Origin of the sequence: Burkholderia sp. AU16482 (genome assembly GCF_002223285.1) — a bacterium.
In the GTDB taxonomy this organism is placed as follows: domain Bacteria; phylum Pseudomonadota; class Gammaproteobacteria; order Burkholderiales; family Burkholderiaceae; genus Burkholderia; species Burkholderia semiarida.
In genome coordinates this window covers 39,373-60,197 of sequence record NZ_NKEY01000004.1, presented here as the reverse complement: position 1 = coordinate 60,197, position 20,825 = coordinate 39,373, and the positions used below count along the sequence as shown (strand labels likewise).

The 20,825-nt window shown below is 67.3% G+C and carries 21 protein-coding genes; 9 read left to right on the top strand and 12 right to left on the bottom strand.

Translation table 11 applies throughout. The features are described 5' to 3' along the window. Positions 1-12: 12 nt before the first annotated feature. From CFB35_RS11860 to CFB35_RS11850, 3 genes are all read left to right on the top strand, one after another. The gene (locus CFB35_RS11860; RefSeq protein WP_059583648.1) at positions 13-423 is read left to right on the top strand and encodes a group II truncated hemoglobin; all 411 of its coding nucleotides are present in this window, start codon (positions 13-15) and stop codon (positions 421-423) included. Between the two features lie 104 nt (positions 424-527). Next, the gene (locus tag CFB35_RS11855; protein ID WP_059583647.1) at positions 528-1,259 is read left to right on the top strand and encodes an alanyl-tRNA editing protein; all 732 of its coding nucleotides are present in this window, start codon (positions 528-530) and stop codon (positions 1,257-1,259) included. Further along, positions 1,256-1,873: a DUF924 family protein gene (locus CFB35_RS11850; RefSeq protein ID WP_059583645.1), complete on the top strand. Its 618-nt coding sequence runs from the start codon at positions 1,256-1,258 to the stop codon at positions 1,871-1,873. Before CFB35_RS11855 ends, CFB35_RS11850 begins: the two co-directional genes overlap by 4 nt. A 171-nt stretch (positions 1,874-2,044) precedes the next feature. On the opposite strand, the gene CFB35_RS11845 is transcribed toward CFB35_RS11850, so the two are convergent. The 11 genes from CFB35_RS11845 to CFB35_RS11795 all read right to left on the bottom strand — a co-directional run bounded on the left by CFB35_RS11845 (position 2,045) and on the right by CFB35_RS11795 (position 11,828). After that, entirely contained in the window at positions 2,045-3,937 is a 1,893-nt protein-coding gene (locus tag CFB35_RS11845; protein WP_059583643.1) for a glycosyltransferase family 39 protein, read from the bottom strand. 227 nt (positions 3,938-4,164) lie between these two features. After that, positions 4,165-4,926: an SDR family oxidoreductase gene (locus CFB35_RS11840; protein WP_059583641.1), complete on the bottom strand. Its 762-nt coding sequence runs from the start codon at positions 4,924-4,926 to the stop codon at positions 4,165-4,167. Between the two features lie 22 nt (positions 4,927-4,948). After that, positions 4,949-5,530, bottom strand: coding sequence for a TIGR00730 family Rossman fold protein (locus CFB35_RS11835; RefSeq protein ID WP_059583640.1), 582 nt, complete (start codon positions 5,528-5,530; stop codon positions 4,949-4,951). Further along, entirely contained in the window at positions 5,527-6,285 is a 759-nt protein-coding gene (locus tag CFB35_RS11830; RefSeq protein ID WP_059583638.1) for a TetR/AcrR family transcriptional regulator, read from the bottom strand. Before CFB35_RS11830 ends, CFB35_RS11835 begins: the two co-directional genes overlap by 4 nt. A 486-nt stretch (positions 6,286-6,771) precedes the next feature. Then, positions 6,772-7,308, bottom strand: a complete 537-nt coding sequence (locus CFB35_RS11825; RefSeq protein ID WP_059583636.1) for a diacylglycerol kinase — start codon at positions 7,306-7,308, stop codon at positions 6,772-6,774. Continuing rightward, the gene (locus tag CFB35_RS11820; protein ID WP_059583634.1) at positions 7,305-8,339 is read right to left on the bottom strand and encodes a glycosyltransferase family 1 protein; all 1,035 of its coding nucleotides are present in this window, start codon (positions 8,337-8,339) and stop codon (positions 7,305-7,307) included. The genes CFB35_RS11825 and CFB35_RS11820 overlap by 4 nt, the downstream gene beginning before the upstream one ends. Positions 8,340-8,367: 28 nt before the next feature. Beyond that, positions 8,368-9,306 carry a UDP-2,3-diacylglucosamine diphosphatase gene (locus CFB35_RS11815; protein WP_060312086.1) on the bottom strand — a complete coding sequence of 313 codons (939 nt, stop codon included), beginning with the start codon at positions 9,304-9,306 and terminating at the stop codon, positions 8,368-8,370. A gap of 226 nt (positions 9,307-9,532) precedes the next feature. Continuing rightward, positions 9,533-10,039, bottom strand: a complete 507-nt coding sequence (locus CFB35_RS11810; RefSeq protein ID WP_059583631.1) for an RDD family protein — start codon at positions 10,037-10,039, stop codon at positions 9,533-9,535. Between the two features lie 6 nt (positions 10,040-10,045). After that, positions 10,046-10,807 carry a DUF3106 domain-containing protein gene (locus CFB35_RS11805; RefSeq protein WP_059646580.1) on the bottom strand — a complete coding sequence of 254 codons (762 nt, stop codon included), beginning with the start codon at positions 10,805-10,807 and terminating at the stop codon, positions 10,046-10,048. A gap of 26 nt (positions 10,808-10,833) precedes the next feature. After that, positions 10,834-11,268: a DUF3619 family protein gene (locus CFB35_RS11800; RefSeq protein ID WP_059583627.1), complete on the bottom strand. Its 435-nt coding sequence runs from the start codon at positions 11,266-11,268 to the stop codon at positions 10,834-10,836. After that, entirely contained in the window at positions 11,265-11,828 is a 564-nt protein-coding gene (locus tag CFB35_RS11795) for an RNA polymerase sigma factor (protein ID WP_059646583.1), read from the bottom strand. The genes CFB35_RS11800 and CFB35_RS11795 overlap by 4 nt, the downstream gene beginning before the upstream one ends. A 355-nt stretch (positions 11,829-12,183) precedes the next feature. Between CFB35_RS11795 and CFB35_RS11790 the strand changes: the two genes are divergently transcribed. The 6 genes from CFB35_RS11790 (at position 12,184) to CFB35_RS11760 (ending at position 19,186) form a co-directional block, all read left to right on the top strand. Continuing rightward, positions 12,184-13,947, top strand: a complete 1,764-nt coding sequence (locus CFB35_RS11790; protein ID WP_059583623.1) for an acetolactate synthase 3 catalytic subunit — start codon at positions 12,184-12,186, stop codon at positions 13,945-13,947. A 111-nt stretch (positions 13,948-14,058) separates the two neighbouring features. Then, entirely contained in the window at positions 14,059-14,550 is a 492-nt protein-coding gene (gene ilvN, locus CFB35_RS11785) for an acetolactate synthase small subunit (protein WP_006398781.1), read from the top strand. Between the two features lie 88 nt (positions 14,551-14,638). Continuing rightward, positions 14,639-15,655, top strand: a complete 1,017-nt coding sequence (gene ilvC / locus CFB35_RS11780) for a ketol-acid reductoisomerase (RefSeq protein ID WP_089465012.1) — start codon at positions 14,639-14,641, stop codon at positions 15,653-15,655. Between the two features lie 127 nt (positions 15,656-15,782). Further along, positions 15,783-16,427, top strand: a complete 645-nt coding sequence (locus tag CFB35_RS11775; protein ID WP_006491035.1) for a phosphatidylserine decarboxylase — start codon at positions 15,783-15,785, stop codon at positions 16,425-16,427. A 15-nt stretch (positions 16,428-16,442) separates the two neighbouring features. Then, the gene (pssA, locus tag CFB35_RS11770; protein WP_059583621.1) at positions 16,443-17,315 is read left to right on the top strand and encodes a CDP-diacylglycerol--serine O-phosphatidyltransferase; all 873 of its coding nucleotides are present in this window, start codon (positions 16,443-16,445) and stop codon (positions 17,313-17,315) included. A gap of 326 nt (positions 17,316-17,641) precedes the next feature. Then, positions 17,642-19,186, top strand: coding sequence for a 2-isopropylmalate synthase (locus tag CFB35_RS11760; protein WP_059583619.1), 1,545 nt, complete (start codon positions 17,642-17,644; stop codon positions 19,184-19,186). A gap of 74 nt (positions 19,187-19,260) precedes the next feature. Here CFB35_RS11760 and CFB35_RS11755 read toward each other — a convergent pair whose 3' ends face one another. Continuing rightward, the gene (locus CFB35_RS11755) at positions 19,261-20,811 is read right to left on the bottom strand and encodes a SulP family inorganic anion transporter (RefSeq protein WP_059583618.1); all 1,551 of its coding nucleotides are present in this window, start codon (positions 20,809-20,811) and stop codon (positions 19,261-19,263) included. Between the last annotated feature and the right edge of the window lie 14 nt (positions 20,812-20,825).

Here is a 20,825-nt window from a genome sequence, read left to right as displayed (position 1 = left end):
CCGACTATCCGTATGACCGATGTGAATGACGACGCGCCGTCGCAACCGACGGCGTTCGAGCTCGTGGGCGGCGAAGCCCGCGTGCGCGAAATGGTGGACCGCTTCTACGACCTGATGGACCTCGAGCCCGAGTTCGCGCAGATTCGCGCGCTGCACCCGCCGTCGCTCGATGGGTCGCGCGACAAGCTGTTCTGGTTCCTGTGCGGCTGGCTCGGCGGCCCCGACCACTACATCGGCCGGTTCGGCCATCCGCGGCTGCGCGCGCGGCACCTGCCGTTCCCGATCGCATCGGTCGAGCGCGACCAGTGGCTGCGCTGCATGGCGTGGGCGATGGAGGACGTCGGGCTGGCGGAGCCGCTGCGCGAGCGGCTCATGCACTCGTTCTACGACACGGCGGACTGGATGCGCAACCGGCCCGGTTGATCGACCGGTACGCCGCTGCCCGCGCGCGGGACGATCTGCGTCTGGGCGCCCGTGCGGCCCGGCGCGACACTGGCCGTTTCCCCCATCGATTCGAGGCTCGCCCGATGACGACACAAGCGCTGTTTCGCGAAGACGCGTACCTCACGCAATGCGAGGCGATCGTCCAGGCCGTCGGCGACGACGGCATCCGGCTCGACCGCACGGTGTTCTATCCGCTCGGCGGCGGCCAGGCCGGCGACGCCGGTACGCTCACGCTGCCCGACGGCAGCACGATCGCGATCGCCGACACGCGCAAGGCGAAGTTCGACGGCGCGACGCCCGACGACGCCGTCCATGTGCCGGCACCGGGCCAGGCGGCGAGCGTCGCGACGCTCGCTCCCGGCACGCGCGTGGTCGCGCAGATCGACTGGCTGCGCCGCTACCGGCACATGCGCCTGCATACGGCCGCGCATCTGATGTGCGCGGTGCTGCCGTACGCGGTCGACGGCTGCAGCGTGACGGCCGACTACGTGCGGCTCGATTTCGCGACGTCCGAGTCGATCGACCGCGACGACGTCGAGCGGCGCCTCGCGGGCTTCGTCGCCGGTGCGCATCCGGTCACGACCGAATGGATCACCGACGACGAGATGGCCCAACGGCCCGAACTCGTGCGCACGATGAGCGTGAAGCCGCCGATGGGCCTCGGCCGCGTGCGGCTGCTGCGCATCGAAAACGTCGACTTGCAGCCGTGCGGCGGCACGCACGTGCGCAACACGTCCGAAATCGGCGGCCTGCGGGTCGCGAAACTGGAAAAGAAGAGCGCGCGCACACGGCGCCTCGTACTGGAGTTTGCATGACGATCGATACCGGGAAAGCGGGCGCGGCAGCGCTCGATCCGCAGGCACGGGAGATTCTCGATTTCTGGTTCGGCGAGCCGGGCTCGGCCGAATTCGGGCAGAACCGCAAGATCTGGTTCAACGGCGGCGCGGCGTTCGACGACGTGCTGCGCACGCGTTACGGCGCGCTGCTCGACGCCGCGTGCGACGGCGCCTGCGATCACTGGGCCGATTCGCCGTCGGGCGCGCTGGCGTTGATCGTCGTGCTCGACCAGTTCTCGCGCAACATCCATCGCGGCACGCCGCGCGCGTTTGCCGCCGATCCGAAGGCGCTCGCGCTCGCCCGCCGCGTCGTCGCGGCCGGCTGGGACGCGCGGTTGCCGAGCGGGCATCACCGTGCGTTCGCATATCTGCCGTTCGAGCACGACGAGTCGCTCGAGAGCCAGCGCGAGGCCGTGCGCCTGTGCGCGGGCATCCGCGACGAGGCCGGGTGCGAGAGCTATCACCGCTTCGCGTTGCTGCATGCGGCCGTCGTCGAGCGCTTCGGCCGCTTTCCGCACCGGAACGCGATTCTCGGTCGCGCGTCGACCGACGAGGAAACGGCGTTTCTGCGGGAGCCCGGCTCGTCGTTTTGATGATTCGGAGGTTGGCGGGATGAGGAGAGGGCGCGGCGAACCCTGGGACGCATGCGGGTTCGTGCCGGCGCCGGTGTCGCAAAAGGCTGCGCACCGGCCGGACGGCTGAGCGCGGCGCGCGCCGAAGAGGAAAGTGAAGGCGGGCAGGACGGCGCATCGCGCCGCCCTGTGTCACTGCGGATGCTGTTCGGGCGTGCGCACGTAGACGCGCAGCAGCTCCTCGTTGTCGCCCGGGCGGGCGCCGGCCCAGAACAGCTTCCATTCATTGCCGGGCGCCGGATCGACGGCCCGCACGCCCTGCACGATCATCCACGTGCAGCGCGTCGTCTTCGCGTCGTCGATCGGCGTGTGCTGGATGCCGGAGAAGTAGTACAGCATCGGCGCTTCCGATTCGCCGAGCCCGTGCAGGCTCGCCATGCAGTCGCCGTCGTTCCATTCGAGCGCGAGATGCGCGTTCAGGTCGTCGAACACCGAGCGGTAGCTCTTCGCGACGTCGAGCCACGGCAGCAGCAGCGTATAGACGAGCCCCCACGCGACGAGCGCGCCGGCGCCCCACGACAGCGCGCCGCGCCACAGGCCCGTCGTGCGCAGCTTCGGCAGCAGCGTCAGCCAGCCGACCGTCAGCGCGAGCGCGCCGGTCACGAGCGCGGGCTGGATCGGCATCGTCCAGTCGAGCGGCAGCCAGCGGCCGAGCAGCGCGAGATCGGCGCGCGACGCGGCCGGATCGGCCATCACCGCCCAGATCGCCCATGCCAGCGCGACGACCGTGCCGAACAGGATGCGGCTCAGGTAGTCCCACGCGAAATGCACGCGGCGCGGCAGGCGGTCGATCGCCTGCGCGGCGACCAGCGCGAGCGGCGCGAAGAACGGCAGGATGTAAAGCTGGCGCGACGTCGCGGACACTTGCAGCACGACGAGCCCGATGCCGGCGAACAGCACGGGCAGCGCGATGCGCGGCGCACGCCAGTCGCGCCATGCGCCGCGCGCGAGCGCGACGATCGCGAGCGGTGCGACCGGGAAGCCGACCAGCAGGAACGCGCGCAGGATGAACAACGGCTTGTCGTTTTCCGCGCCGAGTTCGGGGACGGAGAAACCGAAGAAGCGCCCGACGTTGTTGTCCCAGAACCACGTCATGAACAGCGTTTCCGAGCGCAGGAACAGCGCGGTCGGCCAGATCAGCGCGAACGGCGCGAACACGAGCGCGGCGACGCCGAGCGCGCGCGCGAACGCGCGGGTGCGACAGGCCGGGTAGAGCGCCAGCGTGCAGACGAGCGTGGCCGCGAACACGAGCGGGACGAACAGCCCTTTCGCCATCAGCGCGATGCCGACGCCCGCGCCGAAGAGCGGCGCGGCCCAGCGGCCGGCCGGATGCGGCGGCAGCCCGTGCCGCATCTGCTGCGCGCGCGCGACGTGCTGCATCACGAGTTCGAGCAGCCCGCAGAATCCCATCGCCGTGCCGGCAAACAGCGCGACGTCCGTCATCATGTCGTGCACGTGCTTGATGACGACGAGCGTGCTCGCGCTCAGCACGACCGGGCCGAGCACGCGCAGGTCGAACCACGTGTCCGACCGGCTGGCCACGCGCGCCGCGCGCGCGATGAAGCCGAACGCGAGCGCGGCGAACAGGGCGCTCGCCAGGCGTGCCGCGTCGTGCAGCGGCATCACGCGCTGCAGCAGCCACGCGAGGCTGGTCGCGACCCATGCGTAGAGCGGCGGCTTTTCCATGAACGGCAGGCCGGCATTGGTCGGCACGACGAAGTCGCCGGTCTCGAGCATGTGCTGGATGATGCCGAACGTGTAGGTTTCATCCTGTTTCCACGGATCGTGCCCGAGCACGCCGGGCAGCGTGTACGCGCACACCAGGGCGGCGACGAACAGCCACGCGCGCCAGCCGAGCGGCAGCGAACGCTCGCGTGGGGGGCTGATCGCGGCGGTCGAGGCGGCGACGGGCGTGCCGGCGGCGTCCAGCGTCGCGATGGCGTCGGTATCGGCGGTCGAGCGGGTGTGCGCGGCCGAGGCGGGCACGGGCGTGCGTCGCCGGCCGGGCGCTGCGGTTCCAGGCATGGAAAAGATCTCGGGTCGAGTCGAGCCGGTCCGGCGACATGGGCTGGACCGATTAGCGGCTACATTCGGGTAACGGACAGCGTGTTCGGGACACCTGTCTGGATGTCCGCTAGTAGAGCACGGAATTGTTACGAATGTTTACTGAAACTGTCACGGAATTGTGGAGATTTGTGGCGCCGTGACGAAGGGGCGTTTGTGACCGCCGTATTGTTGCGCCGCGCGTCAGCTCAGCGGCCGCCGCCGACGTCGAGCAGCGCGCCCGTCGTGTAGGACGCCGCATCGCCGAGCAGCCAGACGATCGCCTCGGCGATCTCCTGCGCTTCGCCGGCGCGGCCGAGCGGCGTCTGCGCGCCGAGGCGGGCCGCACGGCCCGGCTGGCCGCCGCTGGCGTGAATGTCGGTCTCGATCAGGCCGGGGCGCACCGCGTTGACGCGTACGCCGTGCGGGCCCAGTTCCTTGGCCAGGCCGATCGTCAGCGAATCGACCGCGCCTTTCGAGCCCGCGTAGTCGACGTACTCGTTCGGCGAGCCGAGCCGCGACGCGATCGACGACACGTTGACGATCGCGCCGCCGCGCCCGCCGCGGTCGGTGGACAGCCGGCGCGCGGCTTCGCGGGCGCACAGGTACGCGCCGAGCACGTTGGTATCGAACATCCGCCGCAGCCGGTCGACCGGCATGTCGGCGAGCGGCATCGACGGCGCGACGATGCCCGCATTGTTGACGAGCGCGTCGAGCCGCCCGAACGCCTCCGCGACGGTATCGAACATCGCGACGACGTCCGCCTCGTTCGCGACATCGCCCGCGACGATGCACGCGCGGCCGCCCGCGTCGCGCACGGCCTGCGCGGTCAGTTCGGCGGCCGCCGCGTCGCGCGCGTAGTTGATGCCGACGTCCCAGCCGCGCTCGGCGGCGAGCACGGCGGTCGCGCGGCCGATGCCGCGGCTCGCGCCGGTGATGAGGACGGCCTTGCGGTCGGACGGTGCGGTCATCGCGTGCGGTTTCCGGTGAAGGTTACTTCGCTGTGTCAGGCGCCCACTTGTCGCGGGCGGGCGGCTGGTAGCGGCGCAGCCGCTCGATCAGCGCGACGGGCTCCGATTCGACGCACAGTGCGTCGAAATAGGCCGGCCGCATGAAGCCTTCGTCGACCGTATGGCGCAGCAGCGCGATCAGCGGATCGTAGAACGAATCGATGTTGTAGAGCGCGACGGGCTTGCGGTGATAGCCGAGCTGCGCCCACGTGTAGACCTCGAAGAGCTCCTCGAGCGTGCCGGCGCCGCCGGGCATCGCGACGAACGCGTCGGAGAGGTCGGCCATCATTTTCTTGCGATGATGCATGTCGGGCACGACGTGCAGCTCCGACAGCCCCGTATGGCCGACTTCCTTGTCGACGAGCAGCTCGGGGATCACGCCGACCGCACGGCCGCCGGCCGCCATCACTTCGTCGGCGATCACACCCATCAGGCCGACGCGCCCGCCGCCGTATACGAGCGTGAGACCTGCGCCGACGAGCGCGCGGCCGAACGCGCGCGCGGCATCGGCGTAGACGGGCCGCACGCCGGACGACGAGCCGCAGTAAACGCAGACTGCCTTCATTGCTTCGCGTCCTTGGCGGGGGCCGGGCCGGTGGCGACGGGGCTGCCGGCCGGGCGCGGCGAACCGTCGCGCGGGGGCAGGTAGTCGGTGAACTGGCGCTTGGGCAGCTTGCCGGAGACGAGATCGTCGAACAGCTGGCGCGAACGGCCGCGCAGGTACGGCGCCATGATCGAGATCACGTGCATGCTCACCTGGTGCAGCTCTTCGCGGATCGCGTCCTGGTCGTTGTACTTGCGCGGATGCATCACGTACTGGTACGACAGCCAGTACGTCGAGATCACCGCCATGTTGGTGGCGATGACTTCGATCTCGGCGGGCGTCGCGACCATTTCGGCATCGGAGACGAGCAGTTCGCACATGTCGTGCGCGAAGCGCACCTTGTGGCTGATGATCTGCTTGAAGTGCGTCTCGAGCGTGCGGTTGCGGGCGAGCAGGTCGTTGAGGTCGCGATACAGGAACCGGTAGGTCCACATGAAATCGGCCATGTACTGCAGGTACGACCAGGTTTCGTCGATCGTCGGACGGTGATCTTCGGGGAAGCGCAGCCGCCGTTCGATCTGCTGCTCGAACTGCGCGAAGATGCTGTTGATGATGTCGTCCTTGTTGCGGAAATGGTAGTACAGGTTGCCTGGACTGATTTCCATTTCCTCGGCGATCGTCGTGGTGGTGACGTTCGGTTCGCCGATCTCGTTGAAGAGTTTCAACGACAACTCGAGAATCCGTTCGCGGGTGCGGCGGGGAGGTTTCGCTTCCATGTCGTCCGGCCCTGTGTATGCCGGACTGGCGGGCGCTGCAATCGATGCTGCGTGATTCGTCCGGCGCGGGTTGCTGTTCTATGTCTGGCCGACGATTATAAACCGGGGTTTCGCCCCATCGGGGCATTTCGTGAGCGCGGCCGCCGCGCGGCGCATGGTGCAGCGCCGCACGCGGGCGGCGGGAAAGAGGCCCGCCGGTTGCTAGGGTCTGTTTACATACGGAACGCACATGCGTTGCCACGAGAACGGCCGCTCGCGAGGCGTGCGACGCCGCGAATACTGGACGTATTCGCAAGGAGCACAACGCGGCGAGCGGCCGTTCTCGTGGCAACCCCAAATTAAAAAATCATTCCAGGGGAATGCGCGAAATCGCCCGCATGGCGGCGTCGCGCGTCACTTGTTTGGCTCGGCCAAACGGCGCTCCTTCCTCCTTGCCCTGCGAGCGATTTCGCGCATTCGCATGTGCGTTCCGTATGTAAACAGACCCTAGAAGCCGAGCCAGCGTGCGACGACCGGGCCGAGCACGAAGCCCCAGGTCGTCACGCATGCGAACAGCGCGACCGTCACGGCCGCGCTGCCGAGGTCCTTCGCGCGCTTCGAGAGTTCGTGACGCTCGAGCGAGATGCGGTCGATCGCGGCTTCGACGCTCGAGTTCAGCAGCTCGACGATCAGCACCAGCAGTACCGAGCCGATCAGCAGCGCGCGCGACGCGGCCGGCACCGGCGCGAACGCGCCGATCGGCAGCATCAGCGCGGCGAGCGTGAGCTCCTGGCGAAACGCGCTCTCCTCGCGGATCGCGACGCGAAAGCCGTTCAGCGAATGCTTGAGCGCGAACCACGCGCGCGTGATGCCGCGGTGGCGCTTGTACGGGTTCGGCGGCAGCGGCGCGAGCCGATCGTCGGGGCCGAGCGGCTCGTGCGTGTGCGCGTCGGCGTCGGCGTGCGGCTCTTCCTCGTCGAACGGGCGGTGCCGTGGCGGCGTCGCGGCGGGGGGCGGAATCTTGTCGTTCAGGTCTCGTTTCAAACGGCGGCACCTTCGGCTGGCGAGTACGCGGTCTTCGGCAGCGGCTTCAGATGCGACGCGAACTGCTCGGATGCCGCGCGCCACGAGAAGCGTTCGGCCCACGCGCGCGCAGTCGTGCGTTCGATCTTCAGCGCCTCGAGGCAGGCTTCCTGCAGGTCCTCGTGCATCGCGCCGGCATGGCCTTCGCCGAGCACGTCGATCGGGCCCGTGACGGGATACGCGGCCACCGGCGTGCCGCAGGCGAGGGCTTCGAGCAGCACGAGGCCGAACGTGTCGGTGCGACTCGGAAACACGAACACGTCGGCCGCAGCATACACCTTCGCGAGCTCCGTCTGTGACAGCACGCCGAGATAGTTCGCTTCCGGGTAGCGCGACTTGAGCTCCGCGAGCGCGGGGCCTTCGCCCGCGACCCACTTCGAGCCGGGCAGGTCGAGGCGGAGGAACGCCTCGACGTTCTTCTCGATCGCGACGCGGCCCACGTACAGGAAGATCGGCCGCGCGGTATTGAGCACCTTCGACTCCATCGGCCGGAAGATGTCGAGATCGACGCCGCGGGTCCACAGCACCACGTTCGTGAAGCCGAATTTCTCGAGGTCCTGCTTGACGACCGGCGTCGGCGCCATCACCGCGAGCGACGGGCCGTGGAACCAGTGCAGGAAGCGGTAGGTCGCGGCGAGCGGAATGCCGAAGCGCGCCTGCACGTATTCCGGAAAGCGCGTGTGGTACGCGGTCGTATACGGCAGCTTGCGGGCGCGCGCATAGCGCCGTGCGGCGAGGCCGAGCGGGCCTTCGGTCGCGATGTGCAGCGCGTCGGGCGCGAACGCATCGATCCGTGCGCGCAGCTTGCGGTACGGCAGGATCGACAGGCGGATCTCGGGGTAGGTCGGGCAGGGCACCGTGCGGAATTCCAGCGGCGTGAGCAGTTCGACGCGGTGGCCGAGCGCCGTGAGTTCGCGCGACGTGCTCTTCAGCGTGCGCACGACGCCGTTGACCTGCGGTTCCCACGCGTCGGTGACGATCATGATCTTCATCGCGGCATGTCCTGTAAGTTGGGTTGTGTCAGGCAGCGGCCTTGGCCTTGCGCGACGTGGCTTCCGACGGCGCGGTGCGCATCACCGTCCAGTAGACGATCTTCAGTTCGCCTTCCATCGTTTCGACGAGCGCGGACAGGCTTTCGACCCAGTCGCCGTCGTTGCAGTACAGCACGCCGTCGATGTCGCGGATCTCCGCCTTGTGGATATGGCCGCACACGACGCCGTCGCAGCCGCGGCGGCGCGCCTCGTCGGTCATCACGGTCTCGAACTGCGAGATGAAGTTGACCGCGTTCTTGACCTGGTGCTTCAGGTACTGCGACAGCGACCAGTACTGGAAACCGAGCCGGCTGCGGATCCGGTTGAACCAGCGGTTCAGCACGAGGATCAGCGTGTAGAGCGTGTCGCCGAGGTAGGCCAGCCATTTCGCGTGCTGGATCACGCCGTCGAACAGGTCGCCGTGCACGATCCACAAACGTTTGCCCGCGAGCGTCGTGTGGAACGCCTCGCCGCGCACCTGGATGTCGCCGAACGCGAGATCGCAGAACTGCCGCGCGCCTTCGTCGTGGTTGCCGGGGATGTAGACGACCTGCGTGCCCTTGCGCGCCTTGCGCAGGATCTTCTGCACGACGTCGTTGTGCGCCTGCGGCCAGTACCAGCCTTTCTTCAACTGCCAGCCGTCGATGATGTCGCCGACGAGGTACAGGTATTCCGAATCGTTGTGACGCAGGAAATCCAGCAGGTAGGGCGCCTGGCAGCCGCTCGAGCCGAGGTGGATGTCGGACAGCCAGATGGTGCGGTAGCGGTGGGCGGACGGCTCGGGATCCTCGTGTTGCGTGGTGTGCGCGACGGGCGGTTTTTGGGACGCCACGCCGTCGGTTGCCCCCGTGCCGGACAGGAACGCAGTGGCGGCGCGGGCGCCGATGGGGTGGCGAAACAGTGAGGTCGCGGACGTTTTCTGGCCCATGCATGACTCGCGCCGGTTGACATTACCGGCATTCCGCCATGCGGGCGTGACTGTGCCGTGACAGTCACGAGACGTTCTTATTACGACCGTCGAAGGGTGTTTAGCCGTGAATGAACGGACGTTGCGTAATCTGCCGCACTGAACGGCTGAGGCTTGTCCGGTCAGGCCAGCCCGGCTGGATGAAGCGGCGCCGGACGAACGGCTTTCGTCTGCTGAATGCGGCGCGTCAGCGCGGCAGGGCGACGACGCGCGTGCGGGCGATGCGGTCGTGCGGGAACTGGCGGCCAGCGTGCAGCCGCGCGGCGCCGGCCCACACGACGATCCATGCGGCGGTGAGCGCGAGCGTGACGGGTACCGACAGGCCGAGGAGCGGGTGCAGTGCGAGCGGCGGCAGGAACCACAGCCAGCCGAGCACGTAGCGGACGAGCGCGTGGCCGGCGCTCAGCGGCCGGCCGCTCGACGATTCGAGCCGCAGCCGCCAGGTTTTCATCGGCAGCGTCTGGCCGCCGTGCGTCCAGAACCACACGAAATACGCGCCGACGACGAGCGCGATCCACGCGGCAAGCAGGTTGTGATGGACGAGGCCGTTGCGTTGCTGCGTCGCGAGGCTGAACGCGAGCCCGGCGAAGAATACGACGCCGAACAGCAGCACGCCTTCGTAGAGCAGCGCGGCGAGGCGCCGCCGTACGGACGGCGCGGCGGCCGGGGGCTCGGGCGCGCGGACCTTCGCCACGGCCGCTCAGGAGCCCTTGAACAGCGACGGGGCATCGGCCGGCGACACCGGCGCCACGGCAGGCGGTGCGGACGCGGCGCCTGCCGTCGACGATGCAGGCGCCGGCAGCGCGGCTGCGCTGGCCGAGGCGGGCGCCGGGGCGACGGCCGCGCCGCTGGCCGGATGTTCGTGCGCATTGACGAGGCGGCGGACGTCGCGGTCGGCGACGGTCGGCGGCGCGCTGACGACACTCGGCCGGCGGCGGCGCTCGGCGGCGGCCAGCCGTTGCTTCTGCTCCTCGGGGAGCTGCTGGTAGGCCTTCCACGCGCGCTCGCGCGCCTGCGCCGACAACTCCTTCGCGCTCTGGTAGTTCTCGCGCGCGACGCGGCGTTGCTCGGGCGTCATCTTCGCCCATTCGGTCATCCGTTCCTGCAGGCGCTTCTGGTCATCCGGCGACAACTTCGCGAAACGGGATGCGATCTTCAGCCATTTTCGTTTGCGGGCGTCGCTGAAGCCGTCCCACTGGTCGGCGAACGGGGCGAGGGCCGCGTGCTGGGCCGGCGTGAGGCGCGCCCACGACAGCGGGCCGGCGGCGGCCGGCAGCGGCAGGGGCAGCGGGGGGAGGTCGGTGGTCAGCCCGGTCGCGGCCGACGCCGGCGCGGCGGGGCTGGTGGTCGCGACGGGCGCCGTCGCCGGGGCCGGGTGGAATCGGGGATACGTGGCGACGTAGGAAACGGCGATCGCGATCACGCATCCGAAAAATACGGCCAGGCCGCGCTTCTGACTCACCCGTGCGATCCCCTCGTTATTGTCTGTCAGTGAGCGCGCGACAGATACGCGTTGAATCCGTGGTCGAGATACGCGTTGAGCGGCAGGTCGTCGCTGAGCATCGCCGCGTCGATGTCGGCGAGCTCGGCGGTGCGCTGCATGTCTTCCCAGTACGCGATGCCGACGAGCCCCGCCAGCAGCAGCGCGAGCGGCCATGCGCGCAGCAGGCGACGGGCGAACGACGCGGACGGGCGGCCGGCCGGCGGGCGGTTCGCGGGCGTCGAGCCGTAGGCGCCGGCCGCGCCGGCGAAGGCCGGCACGAACACCGGCGCGCTCGCGGCTTCGGGCTTCTTGCGCGCGAGCGCCGCCCGACGGGCGACGGCCAGCCGATCGGTGGTCGCGGCAGGCAGCGCGGCCGCGCGCTCGTCCAGCGCGCGGCGCACCTTCAGCGCGAATTCGTGTTCTCGGTTTGCGGAGCTCATAGCGTGATTCCTTTGGCCTTGAGCGCTTGCGCCAGCGTGTGAGTGGCCCGCGAGCAGTGCGTCTTGACGCTGCCCTCGGAGCACCCCATTGCGGCGGCAGTCTCGGCGACATCCATATCTTCCCAATAACGCATCAGGAACGCTTCCCGTTGACGCGCCGGAAGCTTCTGGATTTCTTCGTCGATCAGGGCCAGAACCTGCTCTCGTTCGAGGCGGTGCTCGCTGCTCTCGACGCCCGCGTTGTCGTCCGCGGATTCGAGCGTTTCGAGCGGGTCGAAGTCTTCGTCGTCGGTGCTGTTCAGCGACGAGAACAGCGTGACCCACGTGTTGCGGACCTTCTGCCGCCGGAACCAGTCGTGGATCGCGTTCTGCAGGATTCGCTGAAAGAGCAGCGGCAGCTCGGCCGACGGCCGGTCGCCGTACTTTTCCGCGAGCTTGATCATCGCGTCCTGCACGATGTCGAGCGATGCATCGTCGTCACGCACGGCGTACGCGGCCTGCTTGAACGCGCGCCTTTCGACGCCCGCCAGAAAGTCGGCGAGTTCCTTGTCTGATGCCATTCCGTGAAGGTATGCGCTGCGGCCCGCTGCGTGGTGAAAAAGGTCGAAAAATTTCGTAAAACCCGCGGATGCTATCAAATTTTCATGCGGCTTGGCACCGGATCGGGCGCCGCACGTTGCGCGCGAACCGCGCCGGCCGGGCGCCGGGCGGCGCGCATGATGCGCTGCGGGATATTTTTCTTGACGAGCCAATCACGACCCGCTATCGTCAGCGATTCGCAACATGAAGTGATGGTCTCATTTGAGGCTGGCCCAAGAAGCCCGCCCTTCAAACTGGACGCGCCGCTTGAACCCGAGCCACAAGCCCGGCAGAGAGCACCCGATCAATTTTTTGCCGAAAATTCGAAAGGTCGAAATGAACATGCCCAGCGCGGAATTCTCCACGTCGGAACCCCTTTCCCCTCCCGATAGCGACTCCATCGGCGGCACCGTGCTCATGAAGGCACTGGCCGACGAAAACGTCGAATTCATCTGGGGCTACCCCGGCGGCTCGGTTCTCTATATCTACGACGAGCTGTACAAGCAGGACAAGATTCAGCACGTGCTGGTGCGCCATGAACAGGCGGCCGTGCACGCAGCCGATGCGTATGCGCGCTCCACCGGCAATGTCGGCGTCTGTCTCGTGACGTCGGGCCCCGGTGTCACCAACGCGGTGACCGGCATCGCGACGGCCTACATGGATTCGATCCCGATGGTCGTGATCAGCGGCCAGGTGCCGACGGCCGCGATCGGCCAGGATGCCTTCCAGGAATGCGACACCGTCGGCATCACGCGTCCGTGCGTGAAGCACAACTTCCTCGTGAAGGACGTGCGCGACCTCGCGGAAACCGTCAAGAAGGCGTTCTATATCGCCCGCACCGGCCGTCCGGGCCCCGTGCTGATCGACATCCCGAAGGACATCTCGAAGACGCCGTGCCAGTACGAGCCGATCAAGAGCGTGTCGCTGCGTTCGTACAACCCCGTCACGAAGGGCCATTCGGGCCAGATCCGCAAGGCCGTGTCGCTGCTGCTGTCGGCCAAGCGTCCGTACATCTACACGGGTGGCGGCATCATCCTCGCCGACGCGTCGCGTGAGCTGAACCAGTTCGCGGACCTGCTCGGCTACCCGGTCACGAACACGCTGATGGGCCTCGGCGGCTATCGCGCGTCGGACAGGAAATTCCTCGGCATGCTCGGCATGCACGGCACCTACGAAGCGAACATGGCGATGCAGCACTGCGACGTGCTGATCGCGATCGGCGCCCGCTTCGACGACCGCGTGATCGGCGACCCGGCGCACTTCGCGTCGCGCCCGCGCAAGATCATTCACATCGACATCGACCCGTCGTCGATCTCGAAGCGCGTGAAGGTCGACATCCCGATCGTCGGCGACGTGAAGGAAGTGCTGAAGGAACTGATCGAGCAACTGCAGACGGCCGAGCATGGCCCCGACACCGAGGCGCTCGCGCAATGGTGGAAGGACATCGAGGGCTGGCGCGCGAAGGACTGCCTGAAGTACGACCGCGAAAGCGAGATCATCAAGCCGCAGTACGTGGTCGAGAAGGCGTGGGAGCTGACGGACGGCAATGCGTTCGTGTGCTCGGACGTCGGCCAGCACCAGATGTGGGCCGCGCAGTTCTACCGTTTCAACAAGCCGCGTCGCTGGATCAACTCCGGCGGCCTCGGCACGATGGGCTTCGGCCTGCCGGCGGCGATGGGCGTGAAGATGGCCCATCCGGACGACGACGTGCTGTGCATCACGGGCGAAGGCTCGATCCAGATGTGCATCCAGGAACTGTCGACCTGCCTGCAGTACGACACGCCCGTGAAGATCATTTCGCTGAACAACCGCTACCTCGGCATGGTCCGCCAGTGGCAGCAGATCGAATACAGCAAGCGCTATTCGCATTCGTACATGGATGCGCTGCCCGATTTCGTGAAGCTCGCCGAAGCGTACGGCCACGTCGGCATGCGGATCGAAAAGACTTCGGATGTGGAGCCGGCGCTGAAGGAAGCGCTGCGCCTGAAGGACCGCACCGTGTTTCTCGACTTCCAGACCGATCCGACCGAAAACGTCTGGCCGATGGTACAGGCCGGCAAGGGCATCACCGAGATGCTGCTCGGATCGGAAGATCTGTAACGGCGCGACGCGCGCTCGGGCCCGATGCGGCCGCCTTCACGAAGGGCGGTGCGGCACGCGGCGGCGCGCGGCGCGAGTGAATCGACACGGCACATTCTGGAAGAAGCGAACATGAGACACATCATTTCCGTCCTGCTGGAGAACGAACCGGGCGCGCTGTCGCGCGTGGTCGGCCTGTTTTCCGCACGCGGCTACAACATTGAAACCTTGACGGTGGCGCCGACCGAAGACCAATCGCTGTCGCGGCTCACCATCGTTTCCATCGGCTCCGACGACGTGATCGAACAGATCACGAAGCATCTGAACCGCCTGATCGAGGTGGTGAAAGTGGTGGACCTGACCGACGGTGCACACATCGAACGCGAGCTGATGCTGATCAAGGTACGTGCAGTGGGCAAGGAGCGCGAAGAAATGAAGCGGATGTCGGATATTTTCCGCGGCCGCATCATCGACGTGACCGAGAAGACCTACACGATCGAATTGACGGGCGCGAGCGACAAGCTCGACGCATTCATCCAGGGGCTGGACGCGGGCGCGATCCTCGAGACCGTGCGCACCGGCAGCTCAGGCATCGGGCGCGGCGAGCGCATCCTGAAGGTGTGATGCCGACGCCGGGTGCGCCGTCATGTCCCGGCCCGCAGTACTCCATCCGAACGAATTGTTGAATTTTTGAATTAGCGAAGGAACCATCATGAACGTTTTCTACGACAAAGACGCCGACCTCTCCCTCATCAAGGGCAAGCAAGTCACGATCATCGGCTACGGCTCGCAAGGCCATGCACACGCGCTGAACCTGAAGGACAGCGGCGTGAACGTGACGGTCGGCCTGCGCAAGGGCGGCGCGTCGTGGAGCAAGGCCGAGAACGCCGGCCTGTCGGTCAAGGAAGTCGCCGAAGCGGTGAAGGGCGCGGACGTCGTCATGATGCTGCTGCCGGACGAGCAGATCGCCGACGTGTACGCGAAGGAAGTGCACGCGAACATCAAGCAGGGCGCGGCGCTCGCGTTCGCGCACGGCTTCAACGTCCACTACGGCCAGGTGATCCCGCGCGCCGACCTCGACGTGATCATGATCGCGCCGAAGGCGCCGGGCCACACCGTGCGCGGCACGTACTCGCAAGGTGGCGGCGTGCCGCACCTGATCGCGGTGGCGCAGAACAAGTCGGGCGCGGCGCGCGACATCGCGCTGTCGTATGCGGCGGCGAACGGCGGCGGCCGTGCCGGCATCATCGAGACGAACTTCCGTGAAGAAACCGAAACCGACCTGTTCGGCGAGCAGGCCGTGCTGTGCGGCGGTACCGTCGAGCTGATCAAGGCCGGTTTCGAGACGCTGGTCGAAGCCGGCTACGCGCCGGAAATGGCGTACTTCGAGTGCCTGCACGAACTGAAGCTGATCGTCGACCTGATCTACGAAGGCGGCATCGCGAACATGAACTACTCGATCTCGAACAACGCCGAATACGGCGAGTACGTGACGGGCCCGCGCGTCGTCACGGAAGAGACGAAGAGGGCGATGAAGCAGTGCCTGACCGACATCCAGACGGGCGAGTACGCGAAGAGCTTCATTCTCGAGAACAAGGCGGGCGCCCCGACGCTGCAGTCGCGCCGCCGCCTGACGGCCGAGCACCAGATCGAGCAGGTCGGTGCGAAGCTGCGCGCGATGATGCCGTGGATCGCGAAGAACAAGCTCGTCGACCAGACGAAGAACTAAGCGCGCCGTGCCGTTCCGGCCCTTCGAATGGAGGGTCGGCATCAAAAAGCCGTCCGAAGGCAGCAGTGCCCCGGGCGGCTTTTGCTATGCTACGTGCTTTGCAATTCACCGAACACAGAACGAATCCATGAACTATCCTCATCCGATCATCGCGCGCGAAGGCTGGCCGTTCATCGCGATTGCAGCCGTCATCGCGCTGTTGATCCATGCCGTCGGGGGCTTCGGCTTCGCGTGGCCGTTCTGGCTGCTGCTCGTCTTCGTCGTCCAGTTCTTCCGCGATCCGCAGCGCCCGATCCCGGCGCAGCCGAACGCGGTGCTGTGTCCGGCGGACGGCCGCATCGTCGCGGTCGAGACCGCGCAGGATCCGTACGCGAACCGCGAAGCGCTGAAGATCAGCGTGTTCATGAATGTCTTCAATGTTCATTCGCAGCGTTCGCCGGTCGATGGCGCGATCAGCAAGGTCGAATACTTCCCGGGCGCGTTCCTGAACGCGGCGATCGACAAGGCGTCGACCGAGAACGAGCGCAATGCGGTCGTGATCCAGACGGCGAGCGGCAAGACGGTCACCTCGGTGCAGATCGCCGGCCTGATCGCCCGCCGGATTCTCTGCTACGTCCGTGCCGGCGAGCCGCTGTCGCGCGGCCAGCGCTACGGGTTCATCCGCTTCGGTTCGCGCGTCGACGTGTACCTGCCGCTCGGCAGCCGCGCGAAGGTGTCGATCGGCGAGAAGGTCTACGCGTCGTCGACGATCCTCGCCGAGCTCGAACAGTAAGCGGCGGGGCGCACGATGGCCGCATTCAAACCGCGTCGGCCGCGCAACGGCGCCGGCCAGACGCCACGCCCGTTCCGCCGCAACAAGGTGATGGCGCCGGATTCGGCGCCCATCGAGAGCCGCCGCGCCGCGCGCCAGCGGTTCCTGAAGACGCGCGGTATCTACCTGCTGCCGAATGCATTCACGACCGCCGCGCTGTTCTGCGGCTTCTTCGCGGTCGTGCAGGCAATGAACGTGCGCTTCGAGATCGCCGCGATCGCGATTTTCGTCGCGATGGTGCTCGACGGGATGGACGGGCGCGTCGCGCGCATGACGCATACGCAGAGCGCGTTCGGCGAGCAGTTCGACAGCCTGTCGGACATGGTGTCGTTCGGCGTCGCGCCCGCGCTCGTGATGTACGAGTGGGTGCTGAAGGATCTCGGCCGCTGGGGCTGGCTCGCCGCGTTCGTCTATTGCTCGGGCGCCGCGCTGCGCCTTGCGCGCTTCAACACGAACATCGGCGTGGTCGACAAGCGCTTCTTCCAGGGGCTGCCGAGCCCGGCCGCGGCCGCGCTGATCGCGGGCTTCGTGTGGCTCGCGACAGACAACCGCGTGCCGATGAAGCTCGGCTGGCTGCCGTGGGTCGCGTTCGTGCTGACGATCTACGCGGGCGTGACGATGGTGTCGAACGCGCCGTTCTACAGCGGCAAGGCGCTCGACGTGCGCCACCGCGTGCCGTTCGCGGCGATCCTGCTGGTCGTCGTCGCGTTCGTGCTCGTGTCGTCCGATCCGCCGCTGATGCTGTTCTGCCTGTTCGTGCTGTACGGGTTGTCCGGCTACGTCTTCTGGGCCTACATGGCCGTGCGCGGGCGGGCGAACCCGGCGCGCTCGTCGCAGCGCGAGCACTGACGCCGCGCACGATCTGCGATTTGCCCGGAAACGGCGGCCTCGGGGCCGCCGTTTCCATTTGCCCCTTTTTCTAGTCGGGCCGTATCGATTCCCGGGTGCCGTCCGATTGCGCGGCCAACGGAATGTCGCTATAGTCTTTGGCATGACTGCATTTCCCCGCCTCTCCCTCCTTCTAGCCGGTGCGCCGCTACGCGCGCCAGCTTCGGCGCGCCTGCCGCGCTGACCGTTCTCGCCCTCCGTCAAGCCTCGTCTGTTGTTGAGCGTCGCCAGCGGTGGCGCGATCTCGTTACGTTTGACTTCCGTATAAAAGAGCCCTGGAGCCCCCCATGACAGACAAGCTGATCATTTTCGATACGACGTTGCGTGACGGCGAGCAATCGCCCGGCGCGTCGATGACGAAAGAAGAGAAAATCCGCATCGCGAAGCACCTCGAGCGGATGAAGGTCGACGTGATCGAGGCCGGCTTCGCCGCGAGCTCGAACGGCGATTTCGACGCGATCCACACGATCGCCGGGCTCGTGAAGGACAGCACGATCTGCTCGCTGGCGCGCGCCAACGACAAGGACATCCAGCGCGCGGCCGACGCGCTGAAGCCCGCCAACAGCTTCCGGATCCACACGTTCATCGCGACGTCGCCGCTGCACATGGAGAAGAAGCTGCGGATGACGCCGGATCAAGTGTTCGAGCAGGCGCGTCTCGCCGTGCGTTTCGCGCGCAAGTTCACCGACAACGTCGAGTTCTCGCCGGAAGACGGCAGCCGTTCGGACATGGATTTCCTGTGCCGCGTGCTGGAAGCCGTGATCGCCGAAGGCGCGACGACGATCAACATCGCTGACACGGTCGGCTACGGCGTGCCGGAGCTCTACGGCAACCTCGTGAAGACGCTGCGCGAGCGCATTCCGAACTCGGACAAGGCGATCTTCTCGGTGCACTGCCATAACGACCTCGGGATGGCGGTCGCGAACTCGCTCGCCGGCGTGAAGATCGGCGGCGCGCGTCAGGTCGAATGCACGATCAACGGTCTGGGCGAGCGCGCGGGCAACACGTCGCTCGAAGAAATCGTGATGGCCGTGAAGACCCGCAAGGACTACTTCGGTCTCGACGTCGGCATCGACACGACGCAGATCGTGCCGACGTCGAAGCTCGTGTCGCAGATCACCGGCTTCGTCGTGCAGCCGAACAAGGCGGTGGTCGGCGCGAACGCGTTCGCGCACGCGTCGGGCATTCACCAGGACGGCGTGCTGAAGGCGCGCGACACCTACGAGATCATGCGCGCGGAAGACGTGGGCTGGACCGCGAACAAGATCGTGCTCGGCAAGCTGTCGGGCCGCAACGCGTTCAAGCAGCGGCTGCAGGAGCTCGGCGTATCGCTCGACAGCGAAGCCGAACTGAATGCCGCGTTCATGCGCTTCAAGGATCTGGCCGACCGCAAGGCGGAGATCTTCGATGAGGACATCATCGCGATCGTGTCCGAGGAATCGGCGCTCGCGCAGGAGCAGGAGCACTTCAAGTTCGTGTCGCTGTCGCAGCGTTCGGAAACGGGCGAGCAGCCGCAGGCGAAGGTCGTGTTCGCGGTCGAGGGCAAGGAAGTGACCGGCGAGGCGCGCGGCAACGGCCCGGTCGATGCGACGTTCAATGCGATCGAAGGTGAAGTCGGCAGCGGCTCCGAGCTGCTGCTGTACTCGGTGAACGCGATCACGACCGGCACGCAGGCGCAGGGCGAAGTGACGGTTCGGCTGTCGAAGAGCGGGCGGATCGTCAACGGCGTCGGCACCGATCCGGATATCGTCGCCGCGTCCGCGAAGGCGTACATTTCCGCGCTGAACAAGCTGCACTCGAAGGACGACAAGGTCAATCCGCAGCGCTCGTAAGCGCCGCGCAGGACGCAGCCTCGAAACGCCCCGTGCGGCCCTGCGCCGCCGGGGCGTTCGTTTTCATTGGCCGCTCATTCGGCGGCCGGCGCGCGGAACAGCCAGCGGCGGGCGGCCGCGCGCGGCGCGGGGTTGCGCCGGCGGAACTCGACCGCGATCCCGCGCCGCGGCGCATCGGCGACGAACGCGTCGAGCAGCTCGAGCACGTCGTGGTCGATGTAGTCGGCGCGGGTTGCGTCGATGATCACGGCCGCCCGGTCCGGAATGTGTCGCAGGTGGTGCTTGACCTGCACCTTGCCCAGAAACGACACGTCCTTGCGGAACGACAGCAGGAAGTGGTCGTCGTGCTGCGCGAGCGTGACGGGGCTCTTCAGGTTCGCGACGGCCACGGCCAGCACGCTGCACGCGAGGCCGAGCGCGATGCCGAACAGCAGGTCGACCGCCAGCACGCCGACGATCGTCGCCGCGAACGGTGCGAACGCGGCCGGGCCTTGCTTCATGACCGAGCGGAACAGCGCCGGTTTCGCGAGCTTCATGCCGGTGTGGATCAGGATCGCGGCCAGGCTCGCGAGCGGGATCAGGTTGATCAGGCCGGTGAGCGCGAACACGCTCGCGAGCAGCAGGATCCCGTGCACGATCGCGGACATCCGGCTTTGCGCGCCGGCGTTGACGTTGGCCGAACTACGCACGATCACCGACGTGATCGGCAGGCCGCCGACGGCGCCCGCGACAAGGTTGCCGACGCCCTGTGCCTTCAGCTCGCGATCGGGCTGCGTCGGACGTCGCTTCGGATCGATCTGTTCGACCGCCTCGAGACACAGCAGCGTCTCGAGGCTCGCGACGACCGCAAGCGTGATCGCCACGCGCCATACGTCCGGATTGAGCAGTTGCGCGAAGTTCGGGCCGAGTTCCGCATGCTTGAGCGATGCCGCGAGCGCCGCAAACGAGTCGAACTCGGGCAGCGTGACGCGATGGGCGGCGCCCGGTGCGGCTGCCGGAGCGACCATGCCGAGCACGAGCGTCGCGCCGATGCCGAGCACGACGACCGCGAGCGGGGCGGGTACCGAGCGTACCCACGCGAAGCGCTTGAGCGCCGGCGTGTCCCACGCGATCAGCAGCGCCAGCGACACGAGTGCGATCGCCGTGGCGGCCCATGCGGTCGGCAAATGCAGCCAATTCGCAAACGATTGCGCGGCCGGGCCGCCGATGCCAAATGCGAACGGAAGCTGCTTCACGATCAGCAGCAGGCCGATCGCGGCGAGCATGCCCTTGATGACGGGCGACGGCACGTAGGCGGCGAAGCGGCCGGCGCGCAGCATGCCGAACCCGAACTGCAGCACGCCGGACAGCAGCACCGCGAGCAGGAACGCGGAGAAGCTGCCCAGTTGCGCGATCCCTTCGACGACGATCACGACGAGGCCGGCGGCCGGCCCGCTGACGGACAGGGACGAGCCGCTCAGCAGCGCGACGACGATGCCGCCGACGATGCCCGATACGAGCCCGGCGAACGGTTCGACGCCGGAGGCGTTGGCGATGCCGAGGCAGAGCGGCAGCGCGACGAGAAAAACGACGATGCCGGCGACGATGTCGCGCGGCAAGGTGGACAGGCGCTCGTTCAGTTTCATGATTGGGGTGATTT

Bases quoted from the DNA above. Each gene is read 5' to 3' on its own strand.
- CFB35_RS11840 (WP_059583641.1), bottom strand. From the start codon at position 4,926: ATGACCGCACCGTCCGACCGCAAGGCCGTCCTCATCACCGGCGCGAGC.
- CFB35_RS11855 (WP_059583647.1), top strand. From the start codon at position 528: ATGACGACACAAGCGCTGTTTCGCGAAGACGCGTACCTCACGCAATGC.
- CFB35_RS11820 (WP_059583634.1), bottom strand. From the start codon at position 8,339: ATGAAGATCATGATCGTCACCGACGCGTGGGAACCGCAGGTCAACGGC.
- CFB35_RS11860 (WP_059583648.1), top strand. From the start codon at position 13: ATGACCGATGTGAATGACGACGCGCCGTCGCAACCGACGGCGTTCGAG.
- CFB35_RS11835 (WP_059583640.1), bottom strand. From the start codon at position 5,530: ATGAAGGCAGTCTGCGTTTACTGCGGCTCGTCGTCCGGCGTGCGGCCC.
- CFB35_RS11795 (WP_059646583.1), bottom strand. From the start codon at position 11,828: ATGGCATCAGACAAGGAACTCGCCGACTTTCTGGCGGGCGTCGAAAGG.
- CFB35_RS11790 (WP_059583623.1), top strand. From the start codon at position 12,184: ATGAACATGCCCAGCGCGGAATTCTCCACGTCGGAACCCCTTTCCCCT.
- CFB35_RS11760 (WP_059583619.1), top strand. From the start codon at position 17,642: ATGACAGACAAGCTGATCATTTTCGATACGACGTTGCGTGACGGCGAG.
- ilvC (WP_089465012.1), top strand. From the start codon at position 14,639: ATGAACGTTTTCTACGACAAAGACGCCGACCTCTCCCTCATCAAGGGC.
- ilvN (WP_006398781.1), top strand. From the start codon at position 14,059: ATGAGACACATCATTTCCGTCCTGCTGGAGAACGAACCGGGCGCGCTG.
- CFB35_RS11830 (WP_059583638.1), bottom strand. From the start codon at position 6,285: ATGGAAGCGAAACCTCCCCGCCGCACCCGCGAACGGATTCTCGAGTTG.
- CFB35_RS11845 (WP_059583643.1), bottom strand. From the start codon at position 3,937: ATGCCTGGAACCGCAGCGCCCGGCCGGCGACGCACGCCCGTGCCCGCC.
- CFB35_RS11800 (WP_059583627.1), bottom strand. From the start codon at position 11,268: ATGAGCTCCGCAAACCGAGAACACGAATTCGCGCTGAAGGTGCGCCGC.
- CFB35_RS11775 (WP_006491035.1), top strand. From the start codon at position 15,783: ATGAACTATCCTCATCCGATCATCGCGCGCGAAGGCTGGCCGTTCATC.
- CFB35_RS11815 (WP_060312086.1), bottom strand. From the start codon at position 9,306: ATGGGCCAGAAAACGTCCGCGACCTCACTGTTTCGCCACCCCATCGGC.
- CFB35_RS11755 (WP_059583618.1), bottom strand. From the start codon at position 20,811: ATGAAACTGAACGAGCGCCTGTCCACCTTGCCGCGCGACATCGTCGCC.
- CFB35_RS11850 (WP_059583645.1), top strand. From the start codon at position 1,256: ATGACGATCGATACCGGGAAAGCGGGCGCGGCAGCGCTCGATCCGCAG.
- pssA (WP_059583621.1), top strand. From the start codon at position 16,443: ATGGCCGCATTCAAACCGCGTCGGCCGCGCAACGGCGCCGGCCAGACG.